Here is a 20,241-nt window from a genome sequence, read left to right as displayed (position 1 = left end):
GTCCCGGTTTTTGACGAGTGAGAAGCAAAAAAGTGGGCGTAATTTTCGCCCAGATGACGGCGAGCTTCAACGAAAAAACCAGAAATCTCGAAAAAGTGAGAGAATTTCATAGCCTTTCGTGAAATTTTCATTAAAAAAGACTGTAAAAAAGAGGCATCACTGTTCGTTGATGGTTAAAATACGGCCTTTATCTCGTTGCCAGAGCCCAGCCTCTGCCCCTTTTGTAACATGAGGAAACACACAGTCGATGAGCGAATACAGCATTTTCACGTCCGAGTCCGTATCTGAAGGCCATCCGGATAAAATCGCCGATCAGATTTCCGATGCCGTACTGGATGCGATCATCAGCGAAGACAAATACGCGCGTGTAGCGTGTGAAACATTGGTTAAAACCGGTGTTGCGATTGTTTCGGGTGAGATCTCAACCTCTGCATGGATTGACCTGGAAGATCTGGTTCGTAACGTTATCTGTGACATCGGTTACACCTCGTCTGAAGTGGGTTACGACGGCGAAACCTGTGGTGTGATCAACATCATCGGTAAACAGTCTGTCGACATCGCTCAAGGCGTTGATCGCTCTAAGCCTGAAGATCAAGGCGCAGGCGACCAAGGCCTGATGTTTGGTTACGCATCCAACGAAACAGACGTTCTGATGCCAGCACCGATCACTTACTCGCACCGTTTGGTTGAGCGCCAAGCCGAAGTCCGTAAAAACGGCTTACTGCCATGGTTGCGCCCAGACGCGAAATCCCAGGTGACGTTCCGTTACGAAAACGGCAAGCCTGTTGGTGTTGATGCCATCGTTCTGTCGACTCAGCACAACCCAGATGTCACTCAGGTCGATCTTCGCGAAGCGGTTATGGAGTTGATCATCAAGCAAGTGATCCCGGCGGAGTGGCTGACCAAAGACACCAAGTTCCACATCAACCCAACCGGCAACTTCGTGATCGGTGGCCCTGTGGGTGACTGCGGTCTGACCGGTCGTAAGATCATCGTTGATACTTACGGCGGCATGGCTCGTCACGGTGGCGGTGCTTTCTCGGGTAAAGACCCATCCAAAGTAGACCGTTCTGCTGCGTACGCTGGTCGTTACGTTGCGAAGAACATCGTTGCTGCGGGCCTTGCGGATCGTTGTGAGATCCAAGTGTCTTACGCGATTGGTGTAGCGGAACCGACTTCGGTGTCGATCAACACGTTCGGTACAGGCAAAATCTCCGACGAGAAGATCGTTGAGCTGGTACGTCGTCACTTTGATCTGCGTCCAAATGCGATCACTCGCATGCTGGACCTGCTGCACCCAATGTACCGTCGTACAGCAGCCTACGGCCACTTTGGTCGTACCCCAGAAGAGATCACCGTGGGTGATGACACCTTCACGACCTTCACATGGGAGCGCACCGATAAAATCGAAGCGCTCAAAGCGGACGCGGGCATCTAATACCCAGCTTTCGATTGCAGTGGGTGAGTCCTCATCCACTGCTTACTCTCTTTAGCATCCAATGGCATAATGTCCGCTGATTATAGTCAGCGACACAGAGCTTTAACGGATGCGCATTCCTCGTTTTTTTGAATCAGCCGAACTGATCCCCAACCAATCATGGGGTCTCAGCGATGAGGTCACTCAACACGTTGCCCGAGTGCTTCGGATGCGCGTTGGCGATACCTTGATTTTGTTTAACGGCTCCGGTAGCGAGTTTGAGTGCGAGCTCACCCAAGTCGAAAAGCGCAGTGCCACGGTAACGGTCAAGTCACAAACCGACATTAGCCGCGCAAGCCCTTTGCAGGTGCACATCGGCCAAGCGCTGTCCCGCGGCGAGCGTATGGATTACGCGGTGCAAAAAGCCACCGAAACGGGTATGTCCGAGATGACGCCGTTAACCACCGAGCGCTCCGAAGTCCGTTTAAAGGAAGATCGTCAAGATAAGCGTCTTCGCCATTGGCAACAGGTGGCCATCAGCGCGTGTGAGCAATCCCTCAGAAACGAACTTCCGGTCATTCATCCGGTCTCCTCCTTGGAGGAATGGATCACAAGCGTTGAGGCGGATCTTAAACTGGTGCTTCACCACCACAGTGCCAAGCCATTGGCGGATTTTGATCAACCCAAGTCCGTGGCGTTGTTGATAGGTCCAGAAGGCGGGCTGACCGAGGCCGAAGTTGAACTGGCGCAGCAACAGGGTTTTCAACCCGTGGCGTTCGGCCCTCGAGTGTTTCGTACCGAAACCGCACCAGTTGCGGCCTTATCCATCCTTCAATACCTGTGGGGTGACTTTGCCTAAGCCAAGCTGCTAGGCCAAAACGTCTGAATCCATTACACTTTGCAGCGCAATCCGCGCACCCATTCTGGCAATATGACCTTGCCATCCAGAGCGAAGAGGAACAATTATGAGTCTTAAAGTCGGCATCATCATGGACCCAATTGATGAGATCAACTTCAAAAAAGACAGCTCCCTGGCCATGCTGTGGGCCGCACAGCGAAAAGGCTGGTCGCTCTGGTACATGGAACAAACCGACCTCTTCAGTCGCGACGGCGTTGTACACGCCAATATGGCACCGCTTAGCGTTGATATGAATCCAGAGAAGTGGTTTGAACGCGGTGATTATTCCGTCTGCCCGATCACGGATCTCGATGTGATCTTGATGCGCAAAGACCCGCCATTTGATAACGAATTTATCTACACCACGCACCTACTCCAACAAGCCGAAGATGCCGGTGTTTTGGTGGTGAACAAGCCGCAAAGCTTGCGTGACTGCAACGAAAAACTCTTTGCAACGCATTTTCCAGAGTGTTGTCCGCCGGTGCTGGTCACGCGCGATGCGACGCGCATCCGAGAATTCCATAAAGAACACGGCGACATCATCATTAAACCCTTGGATGGCATGGGCGGCAGCTCCATTTTTCGCGTAAAAGAAGATGGCCTTAACCTTGGGGTGATCATCGAGACGGTAACGCGCTTTGGCCAAGAAACCGTGATGGTGCAGAAGTTTATCCCCGAGATTACCGATGGCGACAAACGCATTTTAGTGATTGACGGTACACCTGTGGATTATGCCTTAGCGCGCATTCCAACCGGCGGTGAAACCCGCGGCAACCTAGCCGCTGGCGGACGCGGTGAAGGCCGCCCATTAACCGACCGTGATCGTTGGATTGTTGAGCAAGTGGCCCCTACTCTGCGCGAAAAGGGCCTCTTGTTTGTTGGGTTGGATGTCATTGGTGACTACCTAACCGAAATCAACGTTACCAGCCCAACCTGCGTGCGCGAGCTCGACAACCAGTTTGGTCTGGACATCGGTATGCAATTGATGGAAGCCATCGAGGCAACCTACGCCCGAGTGAAAAGCGCATAGGAAGATTGATGTGAGCGTGTTTGTCGAAGAGTCCCAAAACTCTGCCGTTTCGACGTTAGATCGATTTAGCTTTGTGCTGTTTTTGGCCACTGCGCTGCATGCGGCGATTATCTTAGGCATCACCTTTGTTGATCTGCCCAAGCGCTCGCCCGACATCACCATGGAGATCACGCTCGCCCAACACCCGATTTCAAAGCCCAACCCGGATGCGGACTTTCTCGCTCAAGCGAACCAAGCCGGCAGCGGCAGCGCTGATGAGGCCCATGTGGTGTCTACTAATCAGCAATCCACGTTCGAGGACGATCGCATCCGCGAGCAGTCGGCTCTTAAAACGCCGGCACCGCCTCAAGTGACGCCAGAGGTAAACCCAACCCCGAGCACCGAACAAACCTCTGACAAGCCCGCTAACAATACGAAAAAAGCGATCGAGCAAAAGCCGATGGTGGCCTCCAACGCAAAAAATGAGACAAAAACCGCTCAAAAGCAGACGCCAAAACCGGAACCAAAAGCCGCCAGCACCTCGGGGCAGTCGACTTCACTGTTAGCGCGCTCGTTGGATTTAGCCAACTTACAAGCCGAGATCCGCCTAGAGCAACAAGCCGTCGCAAAGCGCCCCAAAGTTCGCACTTTGACATCGGCCTCGACCACGGCCTACGACGATGCGGTGTACTTGAATAACTGGCGAAACCGCATCGAGCAGATCGGTAATATGAACTACCCAGAGGAAGCCAGAAAGCGTGGCGTTTTTGGGACACTTCGTTTAGCGGTGATGATTTTACCGGACGGACGACTACAAAGTGTCGAGATCTTGCAATCATCGGGGCACAAAGTGCTCGATGATGCTGCGATCCGGATCGTTCGATTAGCTGCCCCCTTCCAACCCTTCACACCAGAAATGCGCCGTAAAACAGACGTTTTAGAAATTATTCGCACGTGGAAGTTTGAGAAAAACACACGCCTGTACTAAACCTACTTAAGTCAATTGTTTGTTTGTACAGAGAAAATTATGAGCCAATCCAAACACTTTTTGAGAGATCATTTTTTGATCTCGATGCCTCACATGGATAGTGATGATTTTGCAAAAACCATCATCTATTTATGTGATCACAGCGATTACGGCGCCATGGGATTGGTGATTAATAAACCGATCGGGATGAAGCTCGGTCAGATGCTGAACCACCTGGAACTGGATTCGGGTCAGAAAGCATTAGATACCTCTATCTTCGCAGGCGGTCCTGTGCAGGATGATCGAGGCTTTGTTCTCCATCGCCCTTACCGCAACGACCCTTGGGTGCAAACCTATAAAATCACCGAAGAGATCCAACTGACCACCTCTCTGGATATTCTAGAGTCGATTACCCATCACGATGATTTCCAAGGCATGATTGCTCTGGGGTACGCTGGATGGGGCCCAGGTCAACTGGAAAAGGAAATTAGTGATAACGTTTGGTTAAGCTGCCCGGCAAATTCCGATATACTGTTCGACATGCCTGTGGATGAGCGCATGCAGGCAGCGGCAGGCCTTTTGGGCATCAAACTTAACCAGCTGACCGCGCACAGCGGCCATGCATAAATTGAAACAGAATGACCTCTACCAGCCAATCTGTGTTGGCCATCGACTTTGGTACCCGTAGAATCGGGGTTGCGATTGGCCAGACCTTTATCGGAACTTCGACGGCCCTAGAGCCGATCCCCGCCAAAGACGGCAAACCGGATTGGTCATTCTTTGATTCCCTGATTGCCGAATGGCAACCCGACCTTCTGGTGGTGGGTGTCCCTCTGAATATGGACGGCACCGTCAGTGAGATGTCGCGGCGCGCCCGCAAGTTTGCCAACCGCTTGCAGGACCGCTTTCAAAAACCCTGTTATCTGGTGGATGAACGTTTATCCACCTCCGAAGCCAAAGAGATTCACTTTGACCGAGGCGGCAGCAGCAACTTCCGCAAAGAGTCTGTCGATGGTTTAGCGGCCCAGATCATTTTTGATCGATTCATCCACAGCGAAGAGCGTATTCCCAGCCATACCCGTTTGGAGGATCTGTATGATCTCGGGCACCCTCAACGTTGATTCGCTTCTCGAAAAGATGAGCAAAGAGCTCAGCGCATTACTGACCCATCGTGAAATTCAAGATCCTTATATCATCGGTATCCGCACCGGCGGCGTCTGGATTGCAGAGCGCTTAAAAACAGCGCTGGGCATCGAAGCGCAAATGGGTACATTGGATATCTCCTTTTACCGCGATGACTTCTCCCAAATCGGTTTAAACCCATCGGTACAGGCCTCTCAGCTGCCCGTATCGACAGAGGGACGCGATATCATTTTGGTCGATGATGTGATCATGAGCGGTCGAACCATTCGCGCGGCATTAAACGAGCTGTTTGACTACGGTCGTCCATCCTCGGTGATTTTGGTCAACTTGTTGGATCTGCAACGTCGCGAGTTACCCATCCAAGCGGACGTTTGTGGTGGGACGCTGTCGTTAGGCCCCAACCAGCAGGTTAAGCTGACCGGCCCAGAGCCATTAGAACTTGAAATCCGACAAAAACCGTTGAGCTAAGGCGGATCTCCCCCATGTTTGAGTTAAAAGATTCCTACAGTGTTCAGCTGACCCAAGAGGGCCAACTGAAACACTTCATCACCGTAGAAGGCATGAGCAAAGCCCTGCTCACAGAGATTCTCGATACGGCTGATTCCTTCGTTGATATGAGCGAGCAACAGGTTAAGAAAGTCCCACTGCTGCGCGGTAAAACGGTGGCTAACCTGTTCTTTGAAGCCAGTACTCGCACGCTCAGTACGTTCGAGCTGGCCGCTAAGCGCCTATCGGCGGATGTGTTGAACCTAAACATCAGCACATCGTCCACCTCCAAAGGTGAAACCCTTAAAGACACCTTACAAACGCTCGAAGCGATGCAGGCGGATATGTTTGTTGTGCGTCACTCCGACAGTGGTGCAGCGCATTTTATCGCCGAGCACGTCACACCGAATGTGGCCGTGATTAACGCAGGCGATGGTCGTCACGCGCACCCAACGCAAGCGATGCTCGACATGCTGACCATTCGCCGTCAAAAAGGCGCGTTTGAGCCTTTAACGGTGGCTATCGTTGGCGATATTTTGCACTCACGTGTGGCCCGTTCCCAGATCCATGCGTTGCAAACACTCGGGGTCACCGAAGTGCGCGTGATTGCCCCAACAACGCTGTTACCAAAACACATCGAGATGCTGGGCGTACGTGTCTTTACCGATATGAAGCAAGGCCTAAAAGATGTGGATGTCGTGATCATGCTGCGTCTGCAAAAAGAGCGTATGCAAAGCGCCCTTTTGCCGAGCGAGTCGGAATTTTACCGTCTGTACGGCTTAACCACCGATAAGCTGGCCATCGCAAAACCCGATGCGGTTGTGATGCACCCGGGGCCGATCAACCGCGGGGTTGAGATTGAGTCGGTCGTAGCCGATGGCCCGCGCTCCTTGATTCTGAATCAGGTAACCAATGGTTTAGCGGTCCGTATGGCCGTTATGTCGATGTCCATGAGCGGTCAAACCGCTGAAAAAAATCGTCAGCAGGAGGCGTAATTCATCATGTTAGTAATTTCTCAAGGCCGCCTGATTGACCCAAAAAACGAGATCGATCAAGTCTGCGATCTGTACATCAACCAAGGCACCGTGGTCGGCATCGACTCAGCCCCGGAAGGCTTTGAAGCCAAGCGCACCATCAATGCGCAAGGCCAAGTAGTGATGCCGGGTATGATCGACATGAGCGCTCACCTTCGTGAGCCTGGCAAAACCCACAAAGCTACTATCGCCTCAGAATCCGCTGCAGCAGTGGCCAGTGGCATCACCACCCTAGTGTGCCCACCGAACACAAGCCCAGTCATCGATTCGGCCGCCGTGACCGAGCTGATCATAGACCGCGCTGAAAAAGCAGGACTTGCGAATATTCTGCCGGTTGGGGCTTTGACACAGGGACTCCGCGGTGAACAGCTCTCGCCAATGCACACGCTGAACCGCTCAGGTTGTGTGGCGTTCAGTAATGCACGCGAGCAAGTGGATAACTCTCTGGTACTGCTTCGCTGCTTAGAGTACGCCGCTACCTATGACTTCCTGGTGGTCTTTAATCCACAGGATCGCGCTCTGACCGCTAATGGCTGTATGCACGATGACACAACCTGCACTCGCCTTGGCTTAAACGGTATTCCCGAAACCGCTGAAACGATTGAAGTGTCCCGCTGCTTACTGCTGGTTGAGCAAACCGGCGTGCGAGCGCACTTTGGTCAGCTTTCGTGTGAGCAATCGGCTCGCATGGTGATTGAGGCGCGTAAGCGCGGCTTAAACGTGACCGCCGACGTAGCGATCCATCATCTCTTCCTAACAGATGAGAACGTGAACGGCTTTAACAGCTTGTTCCACGTTATGCCACCACTTCGCAGCCAACTGGACCGTGCTGGCCTTCGTCACGCACTGGTGACTGATGGTATTCAAGCAATCTGTTCAGACCACCAGCCGCACGACCCGGCCGCAAAACAAGCACCGTTTGCCTCGACTGAGCCAGGTATTTCGGGCCTTGAGACCTTGCTGCCACTTGGATTAATGCTTGTGGATCAGGAGTTACTCTCCCTGAACCAATTGATCGAGAAGCTGACCGCCGCGCCGGCGTCCATCTTGGACATCAACCGTGGGTCGCTAGAGGTCGGTGCGATTGCCGATGTCTGCGTGTTTGATCCGAAACAAACTTGGGAGCTGACCGAAGAAAATTGCGTCAGCGCCGGTAAAAACACTCCGTTCATGAACATGACACTTAAAGGCAAAGTAACCCACACCTTAGTGAAGGGTGAGCTGGTTTACCAAGCGGTGTGATTGAACACTTTGGGCTTTCTTGGCCCATAAAAAAAAGCGCACTCAACAGTGCGCTTTTTTTATTGCGTATCGTCCTGATCAGAATTTACGATTTTCAAAATCGTCCGACAGGTTCAGATAATCGCCGTCTTCTTGCAGGAATAACGAATCGTTTTCCGCCTCGGACAATGTGGTCAAGTCTGGGTTGGTATCGGCGTTCAACTTGATCATCAAGCGAAGGTCGTTGGCCGAATCCGCGTGCGCCAAGGCGTTGTCGTAGCTGATCGCGCCCTCTTTGTAGAGTTCGAACAGAGCTTGGTCGAAGGTCTGCATCCCAAGGTTATTGGATTTTTTCATCACATCTTTGATCTCGTGTACTTCACCCTTACGGATCAAGTCTTGGATCAATGGTGTACAAATCATCACCTCGATCGCCGCACGACGGCCTTTGCCATCTTTGGTTGGCAACAGCTGCTGAGCCACAATCGCTTTTAAGTTCAGCGACAACTCCATCCACACCTGATCGTGATGCTCTGGCGGGAAGAAGCTGATGATACGGTCCAACGCTTGGTTGGCGTTGTTGGCGTGAAGCGTCGCCATACACAAGTGACCGGTTTCGGCGAATGACAAACCGTACTTCATCAACTCGCGAGTACGAATCTCACCCATCAAAATCACATCCGGCGCTTGGCGAAGCGTATTACGCAAGGCGATCTCGAACGAATCTGTATCAAGCCCCACTTCACGCTGAGTAACGATGCTCTCTTTGTGCTCGTGGATGTACTCAATCGGGTCTTCAATGGTGATAATGTGACCACGACTGTGGCGGTTACGGTAGTCAATCATCGACGCCAACGAGGTCGATTTACCGGTCGAGGTACCACCGACAAACAGAATCAAACCGCGCTTGGTCATGGACAGATCTTTCATGACCGACGGCAAGTTTAACTCTTCGAAGCTTGGGATGTAGGTGTTGATTCGACGTAACACCATGCCAGGGGTATTACGCTGCACAAACGCGGATACACGAAAGCGCCCAAGGCCCGGTGCACTGATCGCAAAGTTACATTCGTGCGTCGACTCGTACTCTGAGATCTGCTTATCGTTCATGGTCGCATACACGAGCGAACGCGCTTGAGAGGGTTTCAGTGGTTCCTTGGTCAGTGGCTTAACAGCACCATCTACCTTAATACTGGGACGAGCACCGGCGGAGACAAACAAGTCTGACGCGCCACGCTCAATCATCACTTTCAACAGCTGAGTAAACTCCACTCTGAAACACTCCTGATATTGATCTTTAAAAGCGGCTCACACCCTTGGAGCCGCCGACTGCAAAATTAAAACGCTTGCGGGTTCTTGGCTTTTTCACGCGCGGTCTCACGCGAAATAAGCCCTTTCTGGACCAGCTCCGTCAGGGACTGATCCAAGGTTTTCATACCAAATGCAGCGCCCGTTTGAATGGATGAATACATCTGCGCTACTTTGTCTTCACGAATCAAGTTACGAATGGCCGGTGTACCCACCATGATTTCGTGTGCCGCTACGCGGCCGCCGCTGGCTTTCTTAAGCAGGGTTTGCGAGATAACCCCTTGTAACGATTCGGAAAGCATGGAGCGTACCATATCTTTTTCCGCGGCAGGAAATACGTCGATGATACGGTCGATGGTTTTGGCTGCCGAGGTGGTGTGCAAGGTACCAAACACTAAGTGACCCGTTTCGGCCGCGGTCAGCGCCAAACGGATGGTTTCAAGGTCACGCATCTCACCGACCAATATCACATCCGGGTCTTCACGCAGCGCCGAGCGCAGCGCGTTCGAGAAGCTTTGCGTATCACGGTGCACTTCACGCTGGTTGACCAGCGACTTTTTGCTCTCGTGAACAAATTCGATCGGGTCTTCGATGGTGAGGATATGGTCAGCGCGCTGATCGTTCACATAGTCGATCATCGCGGCAAGCGTGGTACTTTTACCCGAACCTGTTGGGCCGGTGACCAGCACTAAGCCACGCGCTTGCATGGACAGGTCTTGAAACACCTTGCCCATGCCCAAGTCATCCATGGTTAGGACTTTACTTGGGATGGTACGAAACACAGCGGCCGCACCGCGGTTTTGGTTAAAGGCGTTCACACGAAAACGGGCAAGCCCTGGCACCTCGAACGAGAAGTCCGCCTCAAACGTATCTTCATACTGTTTGCGGGTTTTATCGTTCATGATGTCGTAAATCAAGGATTGAACTTGCTTGTGCTCAAGCTCAGGGAGCTTAATACGACGCACATCACCATCGACTCGAATAAGAGGAGGCATACCGGCTGTGATGTGTAGATCCGACGCGCCTTGCTGAACCGTAAACGAAAGGAGTTCCGTGATATCCATACTGTACCTAAATAGGGGCTTACTAATTCTCTTGGGTTACTTCACAATAAAGAGCGGCCCATGCGAATGGGTTATTAAACCAGAAAGTTCCCGTGACTACATGAGCATATGACAACAAGCATAGCAGAGAACTACCAACGCATTACCCAGCAGATCCAAAATGCTGAAAAAGCCGCCGGACGCACACCATCATCAGTTCACTTATTGGCGGTGAGTAAAACCCGCAAAAGCGATGAACTCGAAACCCTCTACCAGCTAGGGCAGCGCGCCTTCGGCGAAAACTACCTTCAAGAGGCGCTCGATAAACAGGACGCGCTGGGACATTTGGCCATTGGGTGGCACTTCATCGGCCCGATTCAATCCAATAAGACCCGCCCTATTGCCGAGCAATTCGACTGGGTACACAGTGTCGATCGCTTCAAAATTGCTAAGCGCTTAAATGATCAACGCCCAGATGAGCATGAGGCGTTAAACATCTGTGTGCAGGTCAACATCAGCCGCGAAGAAACCAAGTCAGGATGTTTACCCGAAGAAGCTGAAGAGCTGCTGAATCAGATCGCCACGCTGCCCAAAATCACGCTGCGCGGCTTAATGGCAATCCCCAAAGCCACTCAGGATACGTCCGAACAACATCTCGCACTTCATGAGATGGCTCAGCTGTTTACCCGCTGCAAAGCGCTGCACCCTTCTATAGACACTCTATCGATGGGGATGTCCGATGATATGGAGATCGCAATTCAAGAAGGTGCTACCATGGTGCGCATTGGTACTGCACTGTTTGGCCCTCGACCGCCGAAACCGGATGCCCCATAACTGTTTTTGATCGCTATTGCGATGTCGATTGATAAGGAGTAAACGTGAGTTCAACCAAGATTGCCTTCATCGGTGCCGGTAACATGGCCCGCGCTATTTTAGGTGGCCTGCTGCAAAAAGGGGTTCCCGCTTCCAATATTTGGGCCTCTGAACCTGAAATCAGCCGTTTAGATGACCTAAAAGCCCAAGGGGTGAACGTTACCGACAACAACGAAGCCGCGATCAACGCCTGTGATGTGATCATTCTGGCGGTTAAGCCTCAAATTCTGAAAGACGTAGTACAACCTTTGGCCCCAAGCTTTACCAATCGCGATAAGCTGATTGTCTCAGTCGCAGCGGGCATCAGCTCCGAAAGCATCGATACGTGGGCCGGTGGTGATCAGGCCATCGTACGCTGCATGCCTAACACGCCAGCTTTAGTGGGCATGGGTGCGAGCGGCCTGTACGCCAACGCAAACGTATCGGCGGCGCAAAAAGAGAGCGCTGAAGCCGCACTGGCGGCCGTTGGCCTTGCGATGTGGGTTGAAGAGGAAGAGTTACTTCACGCCATCACAGCGGTATCGGGCTCTGGTCCTGCTTACTACTTCCTGTTTATGGAATCGATGATCAAAGCGGGCATTGAGCAAGGCTTACCGGCCGATGTCGCGAAGCAGCTGACCTTGCAAACAGCGCGCGGTGCCGCCGAGATGGCCATGCAAAGTGATGTCGAGCCGGACGAGCTGCGCCGTCGTGTGACCTCGCCAAAAGGCACCACCGAACAAGCGATCTTGTCTTTCCAAGCCAATCAGTTAGAAGGTTTGGTCGAAAAAGCGATGAAAGCGTGTGCCGATCGCTCCGTTGAGTTGTCTGAGCTATTGGGCAAGTAAGCCACCGCGAAACCGGCTTATCCGTAAGGCAAGTCGGTTCACTCGCGTTTTTAAAGATTCTATACTGCGTTCAATCATCACAAAGAGCTGATTTCCTATGAGTGCGAACCCTATTTTGTTTCTTATCAGTACCCTTGGCCTTATGTACATCAGCGTGGTTGTGCTGCGCTTTTTACTGCAACTGTCCGGTGCTGATTACTACAACCCTATCTCGCAAAGTGTGGTTAAAATCTCTCAGCCGCTGTTAACGCCCTTTCAAAAGATGCTGCCTAAAGTCGGCCGTTTGGATATATCCCCTTTGGTGCTGGGTTGGATTTTAACCGCCCTACTGCTCACCGCTCTGATTGCGATCAGCGGATACCCTTTGCAGCAAGCCATCGGCTTAATCTTGATCCAAAGCGTCGTCATTTTGGTTAAGATCATTCTGCAGATCTACTTTTTTGCCGTGATTGGTTCTGTGATCATCAGCTGGGTGGCCCCAGGCAGCTATCACCCTGCGCCACAGTTGATTCAGCAACTGACCGCTCCCGTATTTGGGCTTTTCCAGCGCATTATCCCGCCCATTGCCGGTTTGGATCTGTCGCCGATCTTTATTTTCTTGAGCATTCAGTTAATTGAAGTATACGTGCTTCCACAAACGCTGCTTCTTTGATTGAATAGCGCAGGATAAATACGATACAAACCGCTTAGTTTTCGGAGCCATTCAACCTTGAACGCACTTAATCGACTGCAGCTTGATCTACTTTTGCATCGGTGCGAACTCCTGTTCTACGAGATGTGACGCTCACGTTTAACTCCGTTGTTCTTTTTTCTTTTTAGGAGCGTGAGATGTCACACACTTACCCAGACGATTCTGTTGGCTTAGTAACGCCACAGGCTTTTGATTTTGACGACCCATTAGAGCTTGCGTGCGGCCGCACGTTGAACCAATACCGCTTGATGGTCGAAACCTACGGCACCTTAAATTCGGATGCCTCCAATGCGATTTTGATTTGCCACGCCCTATCTGGCCATCACCATGCGGCAGGCTTTCATGAAGGTGAGAGTAAGCCTGGTTGGTGGGACAGTGCCATCGGCCCTGGCAAAGCGATCGATACAGATCGGTTCTTTGTTGTTGCCCTAAATAACCTTGGCGGCTGTCATGGTTCCAGCGGCCCCAATCAGATCGACCCCAACACTGGCAAACCGTTTGGGCCTGATTTTCCGTTAATGACGGTACCCGATTGGGTGGAAAGCCAAGCCCGCTTGGCGGATCGTTTAGGGATTCAACAATGGGCCGCCATCATTGGCGGTAGCCTTGGTGGCATGCAAGCGCTGCAATGGTCGATCTCCTACCCTGAGCGCTTACGCCACTGCATCGTGATCGCTTCGGCGGCCAAGCTCTCTGCACAAAACATCGCCTTTAACGAGGTAGCGCGCCAAGCCATCTCTAAAGACCCGGGGTTTCATCAAGGCCGGTATACCGATCACAATGACCTGCCGCGCACAGGCTTGATGCTGGCACGTATGGTGGGCCACATCACCTATCTGTCCGATGATGGCATGCGTGAAAAGTTTGGCCGTGAAATGAAGACCGGTAAGCTGATGTTCGACTTTAACCCCCAGTTTGAGGTGGAGTCTTACTTGCAGTACCAAGGCGAGCGTTTTTCCACCGCCTTTGATGCCAATACCTATCTGTTGATGACCAAGGCTTTGGATTACTTTGACCCTGCAGCCGATCATCAACACGATTTGGCCAAAGCTTTATCGAAGGCTCAGTCCCGTTTTTTGCTGGTGTCGTTTACAACCGACTGGCGTTTCTCGCCGGAGCGCTCACGAGAGATTCTGGACGCCTTGGTCGAAGCCGGTAAAGAGGTCAGCTATGCCGAGGTCGATGCGCCTCAAGGACACGATGCGTTTTTATTGCCAATCCCTCGTTATATGGAAATCTTCAAAGCCTATATGAGCCGTGTGGCACTTGATATTCCGGCACCGACCTCCAAGGAGACACACCATGCGAGCTGATCTGGACATCATCCGTGAGTGGATTAAACCCAATACCCGCGTGCTGGACTTAGGCTGTGGCGATGGTGAATTACTAGAGCACCTGATTCATCAAAATCAGGTACAAGGCTATGGGCTTGAGATCGATCACAACAACATCACACAGTGCATTAGTCGGGGTGTAAACGTGATTGAAAAAGACATTGATGAAGGCTTGGCCAGCATCAAAGACAACAGCTTTGATTCGGTGGTGATGACCCAAGCACTCCAGATCATGACCCATCCGGATCTGATCGTTGAAGAGATGCTGCGCATCGGTAAAGAGGGCATTGTTACCTTCCCTAACTTTGGTCACTGGCGCGCGCGCTTTTATCTCGCGTTTCGTGGTCAAATGCCGGTCTCTAAGTTTTTGCCCTACACCTGGTACAACACGCCGAACATCCACTTTTGTACCTTTAAGGATTTTGAAAACCTGTGCTACGAGCGCAACATCCGAATTTTGAATCGTACGGTTGTGGATAACGAGCACAGGGACCGTTGGTGGAATCACCTTTGGCCCAACATGCTGGGCGAGATCGCTATTTACCGGATTACTCGTTAAATCACTAGGGATGGAGCAATGAATCGACGGACGTTTTTAAGCGGACTTTTGGTGTTGGCAGCAAACGCTTGGGCATTGGCGAACACAGCGTATGCCGAGCAAACCATTGAAACCGAACACTACACCGTGCATTACAATGCCTTTAATAGCACCGCCATTGCCCCACAATCGGCTCAGGAAAATGGCATTGTGCGCAGTAAATACTCGGCGCTTTTGAACATAGCTGTGTTTAACAACGAAAGCGGAAAGCCAACAACGCCCTCTACTGCCTTGATTCAAGGCGAGGCGCGCAACCGGCTAGGTCAGGTTCAGGCACTGCGCTTTACCTCGATTAAAGAGGGCAGCGCTCAGTATTACCTAAGCGAATTTACTTTTGCTAACGAGGAAGAGCTCTCGTTTGATTTGACGGTGCAGCCCGATCCAAATAAAGCAGCGATTCCGCTTCGTTTTAAGCAAACCTTTTTCACCGACTAGGCATGACCATGACGGATAAAATTGTATTAGCCAGCGGCAATGCTGGTAAGTTAAAAGAGTTTAGTGAGATCTTCGCGCCGATGCAGATCAGCGTGATCCCACAGGCGCAGCTCAACGTCAGCGATGCCGAGGAAACGGGTCTCACCTTTGTCGAGAACGCTATTTTAAAAGCCCGCCATGCGTGCGATGTAACCGGATTACCAGCGCTGTCTGATGATTCAGGACTAGAAGTGGACGCTTTAGATGGCGCACCCGGTATCTATTCGGCGCGCTATTCTGGCGGCAAGGGGGATCAAGCCAATAACGCAAAGTTATTGGATGCCCTGAAAGCGGTGCCAGACGCACAACGCACGGCACGTTACCGCTGCGTATTGGTTTACATGCGCCATGCAAAAGATCCGATGCCTCTGATCTGCCAAGGCACACTTGAAGGCCGTATCCTTACGGAACCTCGTGGTGAACAGGGCTTTGGCTACGACCCTCTTTTCTATATCGAAGAGAAGGCATGTTCGGCCGCAGAGCTATCACCTCAAGATAAGCACGCTATTAGCCACCGAGGACAGGCGGTAAAACAGTTCATGGAACAGATCAAAAACTACCTTGGTTAAAACGCATCCATGAACTCACTTCCGCCGCTCTCGCTGTACGTCCACATTCCGTGGTGTGTTAAAAAGTGCCCTTATTGTGACTTTAACTCGCACGCCGTGCGCGATGAGATTCCGGAGGAGGCGTACGTCAAAGCCGTGCTTCGTGACCTTGAATGTGAAGCATTGGCCGCACACGGCCGCCCTCTAGAGACGATCTTTATTGGCGGCGGCACTCCCAGTTTATTTTCCCCAAACGCCATTGGAGAAGTTTTGGAGGGTGCGAATCGATTGATCCCCTTCGTGGATGATATCGAGATTACAATGGAAGCCAACCCCGGCACGTTTGAGCAAGCAAAATTTGCAGGTTTTCGGGCGGCAGGTGTGAATCGCTTATCGGTTGGCGTACAGAGCTTTGATAAAACGCATTTGGAAAAGCTTGGGCGCATCCACTCAGGAGAAGAAGCACAAACCGCCATTGAGTGCGCTAAAGCGTTAGGGTTTGATCGATTAAACATCGATTTGATGCATGGCTTACCCAACCAAACACCTGAACAAGCGTTATCCGATTTAGAGATTGCGCTGGCGCTAGGCCCCGATCATCTTTCTTGGTACCAACTGACCATCGAGCCCAATACGGAGTTCTTTGCAAAGCCACCTGTGATTCCGGAAGATGAGTCTTTATGGGCCATTCAACAAGCAGGACATGATCGCTTAAACATCGCGGGCTTTACTCAATACGAAGTCTCGGCTTATGCGAAACGCTCAGCAAGCCGGGCTAAGCACAATATTAACTATTGGCGTTTTGGCGATTACATCGGCGTGGGTGCAGGCGCGCACGGGAAGATCACCATGGACGATGGTCAAATTATACGCCGCTGGAAACAACGCTCCCCAAAAGCCTACCTCAATGCCATCGACCCTATTGGCGGTCAAAACAACATTGAGCACGAGGATCGTCCGTTTGAGTTTATGATGAACGCGCTACGGCTAATAGACGGTGTTGAGCGCGATTTATACACCGCTCGGACGGGACTGGATATGAATACGATCCAGCCTTTGCTCAATCAATTACACGCGAAAGGGCTGATGGTTGAAGATCGCCTTCAAACCACGCCCTTAGGTCAACGCTTCCTAAACGATGTGCTGGAAGCGTTTCTAGAGTGGGATGTGTAACTTAAAGCTGAGCGCGCTTTTGCTGCTCAATCAGCTCTATGGCAGATGGGATTTCAGTTAAACAGCGCACTTCCTGAGAGGGCTTATGACCGTGAGTCCACTCCTCGCCTTTTAAATTCACCCAGATGCTCCAAAGGCCTGCATCGTTCGCACCCTGAACATCCGCTACTGGGTTATCACCAATGTGGATCACTTGTTCAGGACGCAGTTTTTGGCTCTCCAGCACTTGATAGAAGATGTCCGGATGCGGCTTTTCAACACCCGCCTCATCGGCGTTTAACTGAAAGTCCATGCAATGGGACAGGCCTGTGAACTCAATCTTAGCGTTACCGTTACTGATCGCCCCTAATTGATACCCTTTGGCTTTTAGCTCATCAAGCATGGCCAACGCATGTTCAAAAAACGTCACTTGCTGGCGTGCTTCTAAAAACACCTGAAAACCACTTTCAGCAAGCGCTTTGGCATCGGCTTGTGAGTAGCCTACCGAGGTTAAGCCCTCTTCCAATACTGCTAGGCGAATCTGGGTCACACTGTGGGCGATCTCAGGTTGTACTTTAAGCACGCGCTCCTTGAGCTGCCCCATAAAGTCGGATACCTGATACGCACTGACAAACAAGGGCGCATTCTGCGCTAACCAATCGTACAAGGTTTGGTTGGCCGCCGATACCACGGGGTCTACTGCCCAAAGGGTGTCATCAAGGTCAAAGGTTATGCATTTAATCATCTTTCTTCCGTGCTCTTGGATGTGCTTTTTCATAGACATCCATTAAATGCTGGAAGTCTAAATGGGTGTAGATCTGTGTGGTTGAGATGTCTTCGTGGCCTAGCAGTTCCTGCACGGCCCGTAAATCTTGACTGGATTCCAGCACATGACTGGCAAAACTGTGACGCAGCCTGTGCGGGTACACCTTGCCCTGAGTGTGCATTTTTTTTGCCCAATGATCAAAACGCTGTTGAACCGCACGTACGCTTAAACGCTGACCGTGCTGTGACAAAAACAGTGCATCCTCACCGTGCTGATCCCACATGATGCGGTACTTAAGCCAATGCCTAAGGGCCGATACTGCCACCGAGCCCACCGGCAAACGCCGCATCTTTCGCCCTTTACCCGTGACACTCACTTCACCGGAGGAGAGATCAAGATCGTACAAGTTTAGTGAAACTAACTCAGAAACACGCAGCCCCGATGAATACACCAACTCCAACATCGCTTTATCCCGCGCCGAATGCGCATCCTCAACGGGGAAGGATAAAAGATGGTTGATCTGATCCACATCCAAGGTTTCAGGCAGATGTCGACTGGCTTTCGGCGCTTTAACCCCAGCGGCAGGGTTGTGGGTTGCCAGACGCTCCCTGACGAGAAACTTATAAAAGCTTCGAATCGCCGACAGCTGTCGTTGCAGGGATTTGGCAATGATGCCTTCGCGATGGCGTTCAGCAATGAAGGCACGCACTTGTGCTTCGCTCACCGCATTCCAATCATCCACTCGACAATCGGCCATGAACCCAACGAACTGATCCAGATCGCGCTGGTAATTAAGGCAGGTATGGGGGGAGTATTGGCGTTCCACTTTTAAAAAGCGTAGGAACGCCTCGGTGTGTGGATGCAGGGCGTCGTAGTACGACTGGTTCAGCATCGACACAGGATCATCCGGTTTACACCGGCTCCTCATGGAGGATGCGGCTGACCACTCGGCTAAGCACTTCACCCACATAGCTTAAGAACAGGGTCCCTTGGCTGCTTTGGAAGTAGAACGGGTCGTGACTGCCAATGGCTAATAAACCGATGGTATCGCCTTTCACCAAAGGCACAACCGCCGCCGACTGTACCAAGGTGCCATCTTCACCAAATAGGAAGCGGTTTTCCACGGCTTTCAGCTGTCCGCACACCGGAAGGTTAGAGCGCAGCAAGTTTTCCACAACCCCGGCGGTGGCGCGTGGAATCATGGTCAGGTTGTTAACGTTCAAAGGCTGATCGGCAAACAAGACTAAGGAGGTCGCATCGCCGTAAAAATCACGGCACAGACTCTCTTCAAGGGCAACGGCGACATCATCTAAGGTGGCCGCATCCAGCAACGCCAACACCATACGTTTGGTCTTCTCAAACTGAGAATCGTTATGGCGCGCGATGTCGATCAAATCACTCATGTGCAGCGTTAACTGTCGGTTACGCTCACGCAGCAAGGAGGTTTGGCGCTCAACCAGCGACACCGCCTTCCCAGCATTATGCGGTACGCTCATCACTTCGAGTAACGCGGGGTAGTTATTGAAGAAATCGCTGTTCTCCGCCAAAAAATCGGCCACTAGATCGGAATCCAATGGCGTTGTCGGGGTCGGCGTTTGCTCTTGGCTCATAAGATGATCTGCCCTTCAAATACAGTCGTTGCAGGTCCAGTCATGATGACAGGGTCCGTTTCACCGCCTGCCCAGGAGATCTCTAAATCCCCACCAGGTAAGTGAACCGTCACAGTGTTCGATAAAATACCACGCAGGCGGCCAGAGACGACCGCTGCACACGCACCGGTACCACAGGCTTGCGTCTCGCCCGCGCCCCGTTCGTACACGCGAAGGTTAATCTCGTTGCCCGAAATCACCTGCATAAAGCCTATGTTGGCTTTATTGGGAAAACGCGGGTGCGCTTCAAGTACCGGGCCAAAGGTTTCAACCGGCGCGGTTTTAACGTTATCCACCAGCATCACGCCGTGTGGATTCCCCATCGAAATCGCCGATAGCAGTACTGTTTGGCCATTGGCGTCGACCTCGTACTCAGACGCTTTTGCAGGCGCATCAAAAGGCACCGCACTTGGGGATAACTCAGGCGGCCCCATGTTAACTTCCACCAACTCATCATCGCGTACACTCAACAGCGCACGGCCTTTGGCGGTTTGCACGGCGATTTTACGCTTCGTGGTTAAACGCTTATCCAAAACAAACCGAGCAAAGCAGCGCGCACCGTTGCCACAGTGCTCCACTTCAGAGCCATCGGCATTGTAGATACGGTATTTAAAATCCGCGTCGGGGTCGGTCGGCGGCTCTACAATCAATAACTGATCAAAGCCAATCCCTGTGTGACGATTGGCCAATTCACGAACGCGCTCTTCACTGAGTTTGACGCGCTGTGTGATCAAGTCGACGACCATAAAGTCGTTGCCTAACCCATGCATTTTTGTAAAACGAACTAACATAACCGATCTCTG

The 20,241-nt window shown here is 51.8% G+C and carries 23 protein-coding genes; 17 read left to right on the top strand and 6 right to left on the bottom strand.

Annotated elements, in window-relative coordinates:
• Positions 1–247 precede the first annotated feature (247 nt).
• From metK to ACXAF9_RS09255, 9 genes are all read left to right on the top strand, one after another.
• Positions 248–1,438: a methionine adenosyltransferase gene (gene metK / locus ACXAF9_RS09295; RefSeq protein WP_475073231.1), complete on the top strand. Its 1,191-nt coding sequence runs from the start codon at positions 248–250 to the stop codon at positions 1,436–1,438.
• Positions 1,439–1,547: 109 nt separating this feature from the next.
• Positions 1,548–2,276: a 16S rRNA (uracil(1498)-N(3))-methyltransferase gene (locus ACXAF9_RS09290; RefSeq protein ID WP_475073229.1), complete on the top strand. Its 729-nt coding sequence runs from the start codon at positions 1,548–1,550 to the stop codon at positions 2,274–2,276.
• Positions 2,277–2,382: 106 nt separating this feature from the next.
• Positions 2,383–3,345, top strand: a complete 963-nt coding sequence (gene gshB / locus ACXAF9_RS09285; protein ID WP_475073227.1) for a glutathione synthase — start codon at positions 2,383–2,385, stop codon at positions 3,343–3,345.
• Between the two features lie 10 nt (positions 3,346–3,355).
• The gene (locus tag ACXAF9_RS09280) at positions 3,356–4,312 is read left to right on the top strand and encodes an energy transducer TonB (protein WP_475073226.1); all 957 of its coding nucleotides are present in this window, start codon (positions 3,356–3,358) and stop codon (positions 4,310–4,312) included.
• A gap of 39 nt (positions 4,313–4,351) precedes the next feature.
• The gene (locus ACXAF9_RS09275) at positions 4,352–4,918 is read left to right on the top strand and encodes a YqgE/AlgH family protein (RefSeq protein ID WP_475073224.1); all 567 of its coding nucleotides are present in this window, start codon (positions 4,352–4,354) and stop codon (positions 4,916–4,918) included.
• Between the two features lie 11 nt (positions 4,919–4,929).
• Positions 4,930–5,412 carry a Holliday junction resolvase RuvX gene (gene ruvX / locus ACXAF9_RS09270; protein ID WP_475073222.1) on the top strand — a complete coding sequence of 161 codons (483 nt, stop codon included), beginning with the start codon at positions 4,930–4,932 and terminating at the stop codon, positions 5,410–5,412.
• Positions 5,387–5,902 carry a bifunctional pyr operon transcriptional regulator/uracil phosphoribosyltransferase PyrR gene (pyrR, locus tag ACXAF9_RS09265; protein ID WP_475073220.1) on the top strand — a complete coding sequence of 172 codons (516 nt, stop codon included), beginning with the start codon at positions 5,387–5,389 and terminating at the stop codon, positions 5,900–5,902. The genes ruvX and pyrR overlap by 26 nt, the downstream gene beginning before the upstream one ends.
• Before the next feature lie 14 nt (positions 5,903–5,916).
• Positions 5,917–6,915: an aspartate carbamoyltransferase catalytic subunit gene (locus ACXAF9_RS09260; RefSeq protein WP_475073218.1), complete on the top strand. Its 999-nt coding sequence runs from the start codon at positions 5,917–5,919 to the stop codon at positions 6,913–6,915.
• Between the two features lie 6 nt (positions 6,916–6,921).
• On the top strand, positions 6,922–8,196 hold the full coding sequence (locus tag ACXAF9_RS09255; protein WP_475073216.1) for a dihydroorotase: 1,275 nt from the start codon (positions 6,922–6,924) through the stop codon (positions 8,194–8,196).
• A gap of 78 nt (positions 8,197–8,274) precedes the next feature.
• Here the strand turns inward: ACXAF9_RS09255 and ACXAF9_RS09250 are convergent, their stop codons facing one another.
• Positions 8,275–9,447, bottom strand: a complete 1,173-nt coding sequence (locus ACXAF9_RS09250) for a PilT/PilU family type 4a pilus ATPase (protein WP_475073214.1) — start codon at positions 9,445–9,447, stop codon at positions 8,275–8,277.
• A gap of 65 nt (positions 9,448–9,512) precedes the next feature.
• Positions 9,513–10,547, bottom strand: a complete 1,035-nt coding sequence (locus ACXAF9_RS09245) for a type IV pilus twitching motility protein PilT (RefSeq protein ID WP_475073213.1) — start codon at positions 10,545–10,547, stop codon at positions 9,513–9,515.
• Positions 10,548–10,655: 108 nt separating this feature from the next.
• Here ACXAF9_RS09245 and ACXAF9_RS09240 point away from each other — a divergent pair, with 108 nt between their 5' ends.
• From ACXAF9_RS09240 to hemW, 8 genes are all read left to right on the top strand, one after another.
• A complete protein-coding gene (locus ACXAF9_RS09240; protein WP_475073209.1) occupies positions 10,656–11,360 on the top strand; it encodes a YggS family pyridoxal phosphate-dependent enzyme in 705 nt (234 codons plus the stop codon).
• A gap of 44 nt (positions 11,361–11,404) precedes the next feature.
• The gene (gene proC / locus ACXAF9_RS09235; RefSeq protein ID WP_475073206.1) at positions 11,405–12,226 is read left to right on the top strand and encodes a pyrroline-5-carboxylate reductase; all 822 of its coding nucleotides are present in this window, start codon (positions 11,405–11,407) and stop codon (positions 12,224–12,226) included.
• Between the two features lie 97 nt (positions 12,227–12,323).
• Positions 12,324–12,878: a YggT family protein gene (locus tag ACXAF9_RS09230; RefSeq protein WP_475073203.1), complete on the top strand. Its 555-nt coding sequence runs from the start codon at positions 12,324–12,326 to the stop codon at positions 12,876–12,878.
• Between the two features lie 176 nt (positions 12,879–13,054).
• Entirely contained in the window at positions 13,055–14,230 is a 1,176-nt protein-coding gene (gene metX / locus ACXAF9_RS09225; RefSeq protein WP_475073202.1) for a homoserine O-succinyltransferase MetX, read from the top strand.
• Positions 14,220–14,810: a methionine biosynthesis protein MetW gene (gene metW, locus ACXAF9_RS09220; protein WP_475073200.1), complete on the top strand. Its 591-nt coding sequence runs from the start codon at positions 14,220–14,222 to the stop codon at positions 14,808–14,810. The genes metX and metW overlap by 11 nt, the downstream gene beginning before the upstream one ends.
• 18 nt (positions 14,811–14,828) lie before the next feature.
• Complete coding sequence (locus ACXAF9_RS09215; protein WP_475073196.1) at positions 14,829–15,284, top strand: DUF4426 domain-containing protein; 456 nt, start codon at positions 14,829–14,831, stop codon at positions 15,282–15,284.
• A gap of 8 nt (positions 15,285–15,292) precedes the next feature.
• Positions 15,293–15,892, top strand: a complete 600-nt coding sequence (rdgB, locus tag ACXAF9_RS09210; protein WP_475073193.1) for an RdgB/HAM1 family non-canonical purine NTP pyrophosphatase — start codon at positions 15,293–15,295, stop codon at positions 15,890–15,892.
• A 9-nt stretch (positions 15,893–15,901) separates the two neighbouring features.
• On the top strand, positions 15,902–17,044 hold the full coding sequence (hemW, locus tag ACXAF9_RS09205) for a radical SAM family heme chaperone HemW (RefSeq protein ID WP_475073191.1): 1,143 nt from the start codon (positions 15,902–15,904) through the stop codon (positions 17,042–17,044).
• Between the two features lies 1 nt (position 17,045).
• On the opposite strand, the gene ACXAF9_RS09200 is transcribed toward hemW, so the two are convergent.
• The 4 genes from ACXAF9_RS09200 to dapF are packed head-to-tail and all read right to left on the bottom strand — an operon-like array spanning position 17,046 to position 20,229.
• Positions 17,046–17,768 (bottom strand): HAD family hydrolase, encoded by a 723-nt coding sequence (locus ACXAF9_RS09200; RefSeq protein ID WP_475073189.1) that lies wholly within the window; start codon positions 17,766–17,768, stop codon positions 17,046–17,048.
• On the bottom strand, positions 17,761–18,681 hold the full coding sequence (gene xerC, locus ACXAF9_RS09195) for a tyrosine recombinase XerC (protein ID WP_475073415.1): 921 nt from the start codon (positions 18,679–18,681) through the stop codon (positions 17,761–17,763). The genes ACXAF9_RS09200 and xerC overlap by 8 nt, the downstream gene beginning before the upstream one ends.
• 19 nt (positions 18,682–18,700) lie before the next feature.
• On the bottom strand, positions 18,701–19,399 hold the full coding sequence (locus tag ACXAF9_RS09190) for a DUF484 family protein (protein WP_475073187.1): 699 nt from the start codon (positions 19,397–19,399) through the stop codon (positions 18,701–18,703).
• The gene (dapF, locus tag ACXAF9_RS09185; protein WP_475073185.1) at positions 19,396–20,229 is read right to left on the bottom strand and encodes a diaminopimelate epimerase; all 834 of its coding nucleotides are present in this window, start codon (positions 20,227–20,229) and stop codon (positions 19,396–19,398) included. Before dapF ends, ACXAF9_RS09190 begins: the two co-directional genes overlap by 4 nt.
• Between the last annotated feature and the right edge of the window lie 12 nt (positions 20,230–20,241).

Source organism: Neptunomonas sp. ABH4_499 (assembly GCF_056160565.1).
The sequence above is the reverse complement of the archived record's forward strand: the minus strand, read 5'-3'. Positions and strand labels throughout refer to the sequence as shown.

What these genes read in the sequence shown, in the direction of transcription:
- ACXAF9_RS09260 (WP_475073218.1), top strand. Translation starts at nt 5,917, where the DNA reads ATGTTTGAGTTAAAAGATTCCTACAGTGTTCAGCTGACCCAAGAGGGC.
- metK (WP_475073231.1), top strand. Translation starts at nt 248, where the DNA reads ATGAGCGAATACAGCATTTTCACGTCCGAGTCCGTATCTGAAGGCCAT.
- metX (WP_475073202.1), top strand. Translation starts at nt 13,055, where the DNA reads ATGTCACACACTTACCCAGACGATTCTGTTGGCTTAGTAACGCCACAG.
- ACXAF9_RS09190 (WP_475073187.1), bottom strand. Translation starts at nt 19,399, where the DNA reads ATGAGCCAAGAGCAAACGCCGACCCCGACAACGCCATTGGATTCCGAT.
- ruvX (WP_475073222.1), top strand. Translation starts at nt 4,930, where the DNA reads ATGACCTCTACCAGCCAATCTGTGTTGGCCATCGACTTTGGTACCCGT.
- ACXAF9_RS09245 (WP_475073213.1), bottom strand. Translation starts at nt 10,547, where the DNA reads ATGGATATCACGGAACTCCTTTCGTTTACGGTTCAGCAAGGCGCGTCG.
- ACXAF9_RS09275 (WP_475073224.1), top strand. Translation starts at nt 4,352, where the DNA reads ATGAGCCAATCCAAACACTTTTTGAGAGATCATTTTTTGATCTCGATG.
- dapF (WP_475073185.1), bottom strand. Translation starts at nt 20,229, where the DNA reads ATGTTAGTTCGTTTTACAAAAATGCATGGGTTAGGCAACGACTTTATG.
- gshB (WP_475073227.1), top strand. Translation starts at nt 2,383, where the DNA reads ATGAGTCTTAAAGTCGGCATCATCATGGACCCAATTGATGAGATCAAC.
- ACXAF9_RS09240 (WP_475073209.1), top strand. Translation starts at nt 10,656, where the DNA reads ATGACAACAAGCATAGCAGAGAACTACCAACGCATTACCCAGCAGATC.
- ACXAF9_RS09230 (WP_475073203.1), top strand. Translation starts at nt 12,324, where the DNA reads ATGAGTGCGAACCCTATTTTGTTTCTTATCAGTACCCTTGGCCTTATG.
- metW (WP_475073200.1), top strand. Translation starts at nt 14,220, where the DNA reads ATGCGAGCTGATCTGGACATCATCCGTGAGTGGATTAAACCCAATACC.
- ACXAF9_RS09200 (WP_475073189.1), bottom strand. Translation starts at nt 17,768, where the DNA reads ATGATTAAATGCATAACCTTTGACCTTGATGACACCCTTTGGGCAGTA.
- xerC (WP_475073415.1), bottom strand. Translation starts at nt 18,681, where the DNA reads ATGCTGAACCAGTCGTACTACGACGCCCTGCATCCACACACCGAGGCG.
- rdgB (WP_475073193.1), top strand. Translation starts at nt 15,293, where the DNA reads ATGACGGATAAAATTGTATTAGCCAGCGGCAATGCTGGTAAGTTAAAA.
- ACXAF9_RS09255 (WP_475073216.1), top strand. Translation starts at nt 6,922, where the DNA reads ATGTTAGTAATTTCTCAAGGCCGCCTGATTGACCCAAAAAACGAGATC.
- pyrR (WP_475073220.1), top strand. Translation starts at nt 5,387, where the DNA reads ATGATCTCGGGCACCCTCAACGTTGATTCGCTTCTCGAAAAGATGAGC.
- ACXAF9_RS09215 (WP_475073196.1), top strand. Translation starts at nt 14,829, where the DNA reads ATGAATCGACGGACGTTTTTAAGCGGACTTTTGGTGTTGGCAGCAAAC.
- ACXAF9_RS09290 (WP_475073229.1), top strand. Translation starts at nt 1,548, where the DNA reads ATGCGCATTCCTCGTTTTTTTGAATCAGCCGAACTGATCCCCAACCAA.
- hemW (WP_475073191.1), top strand. Translation starts at nt 15,902, where the DNA reads ATGAACTCACTTCCGCCGCTCTCGCTGTACGTCCACATTCCGTGGTGT.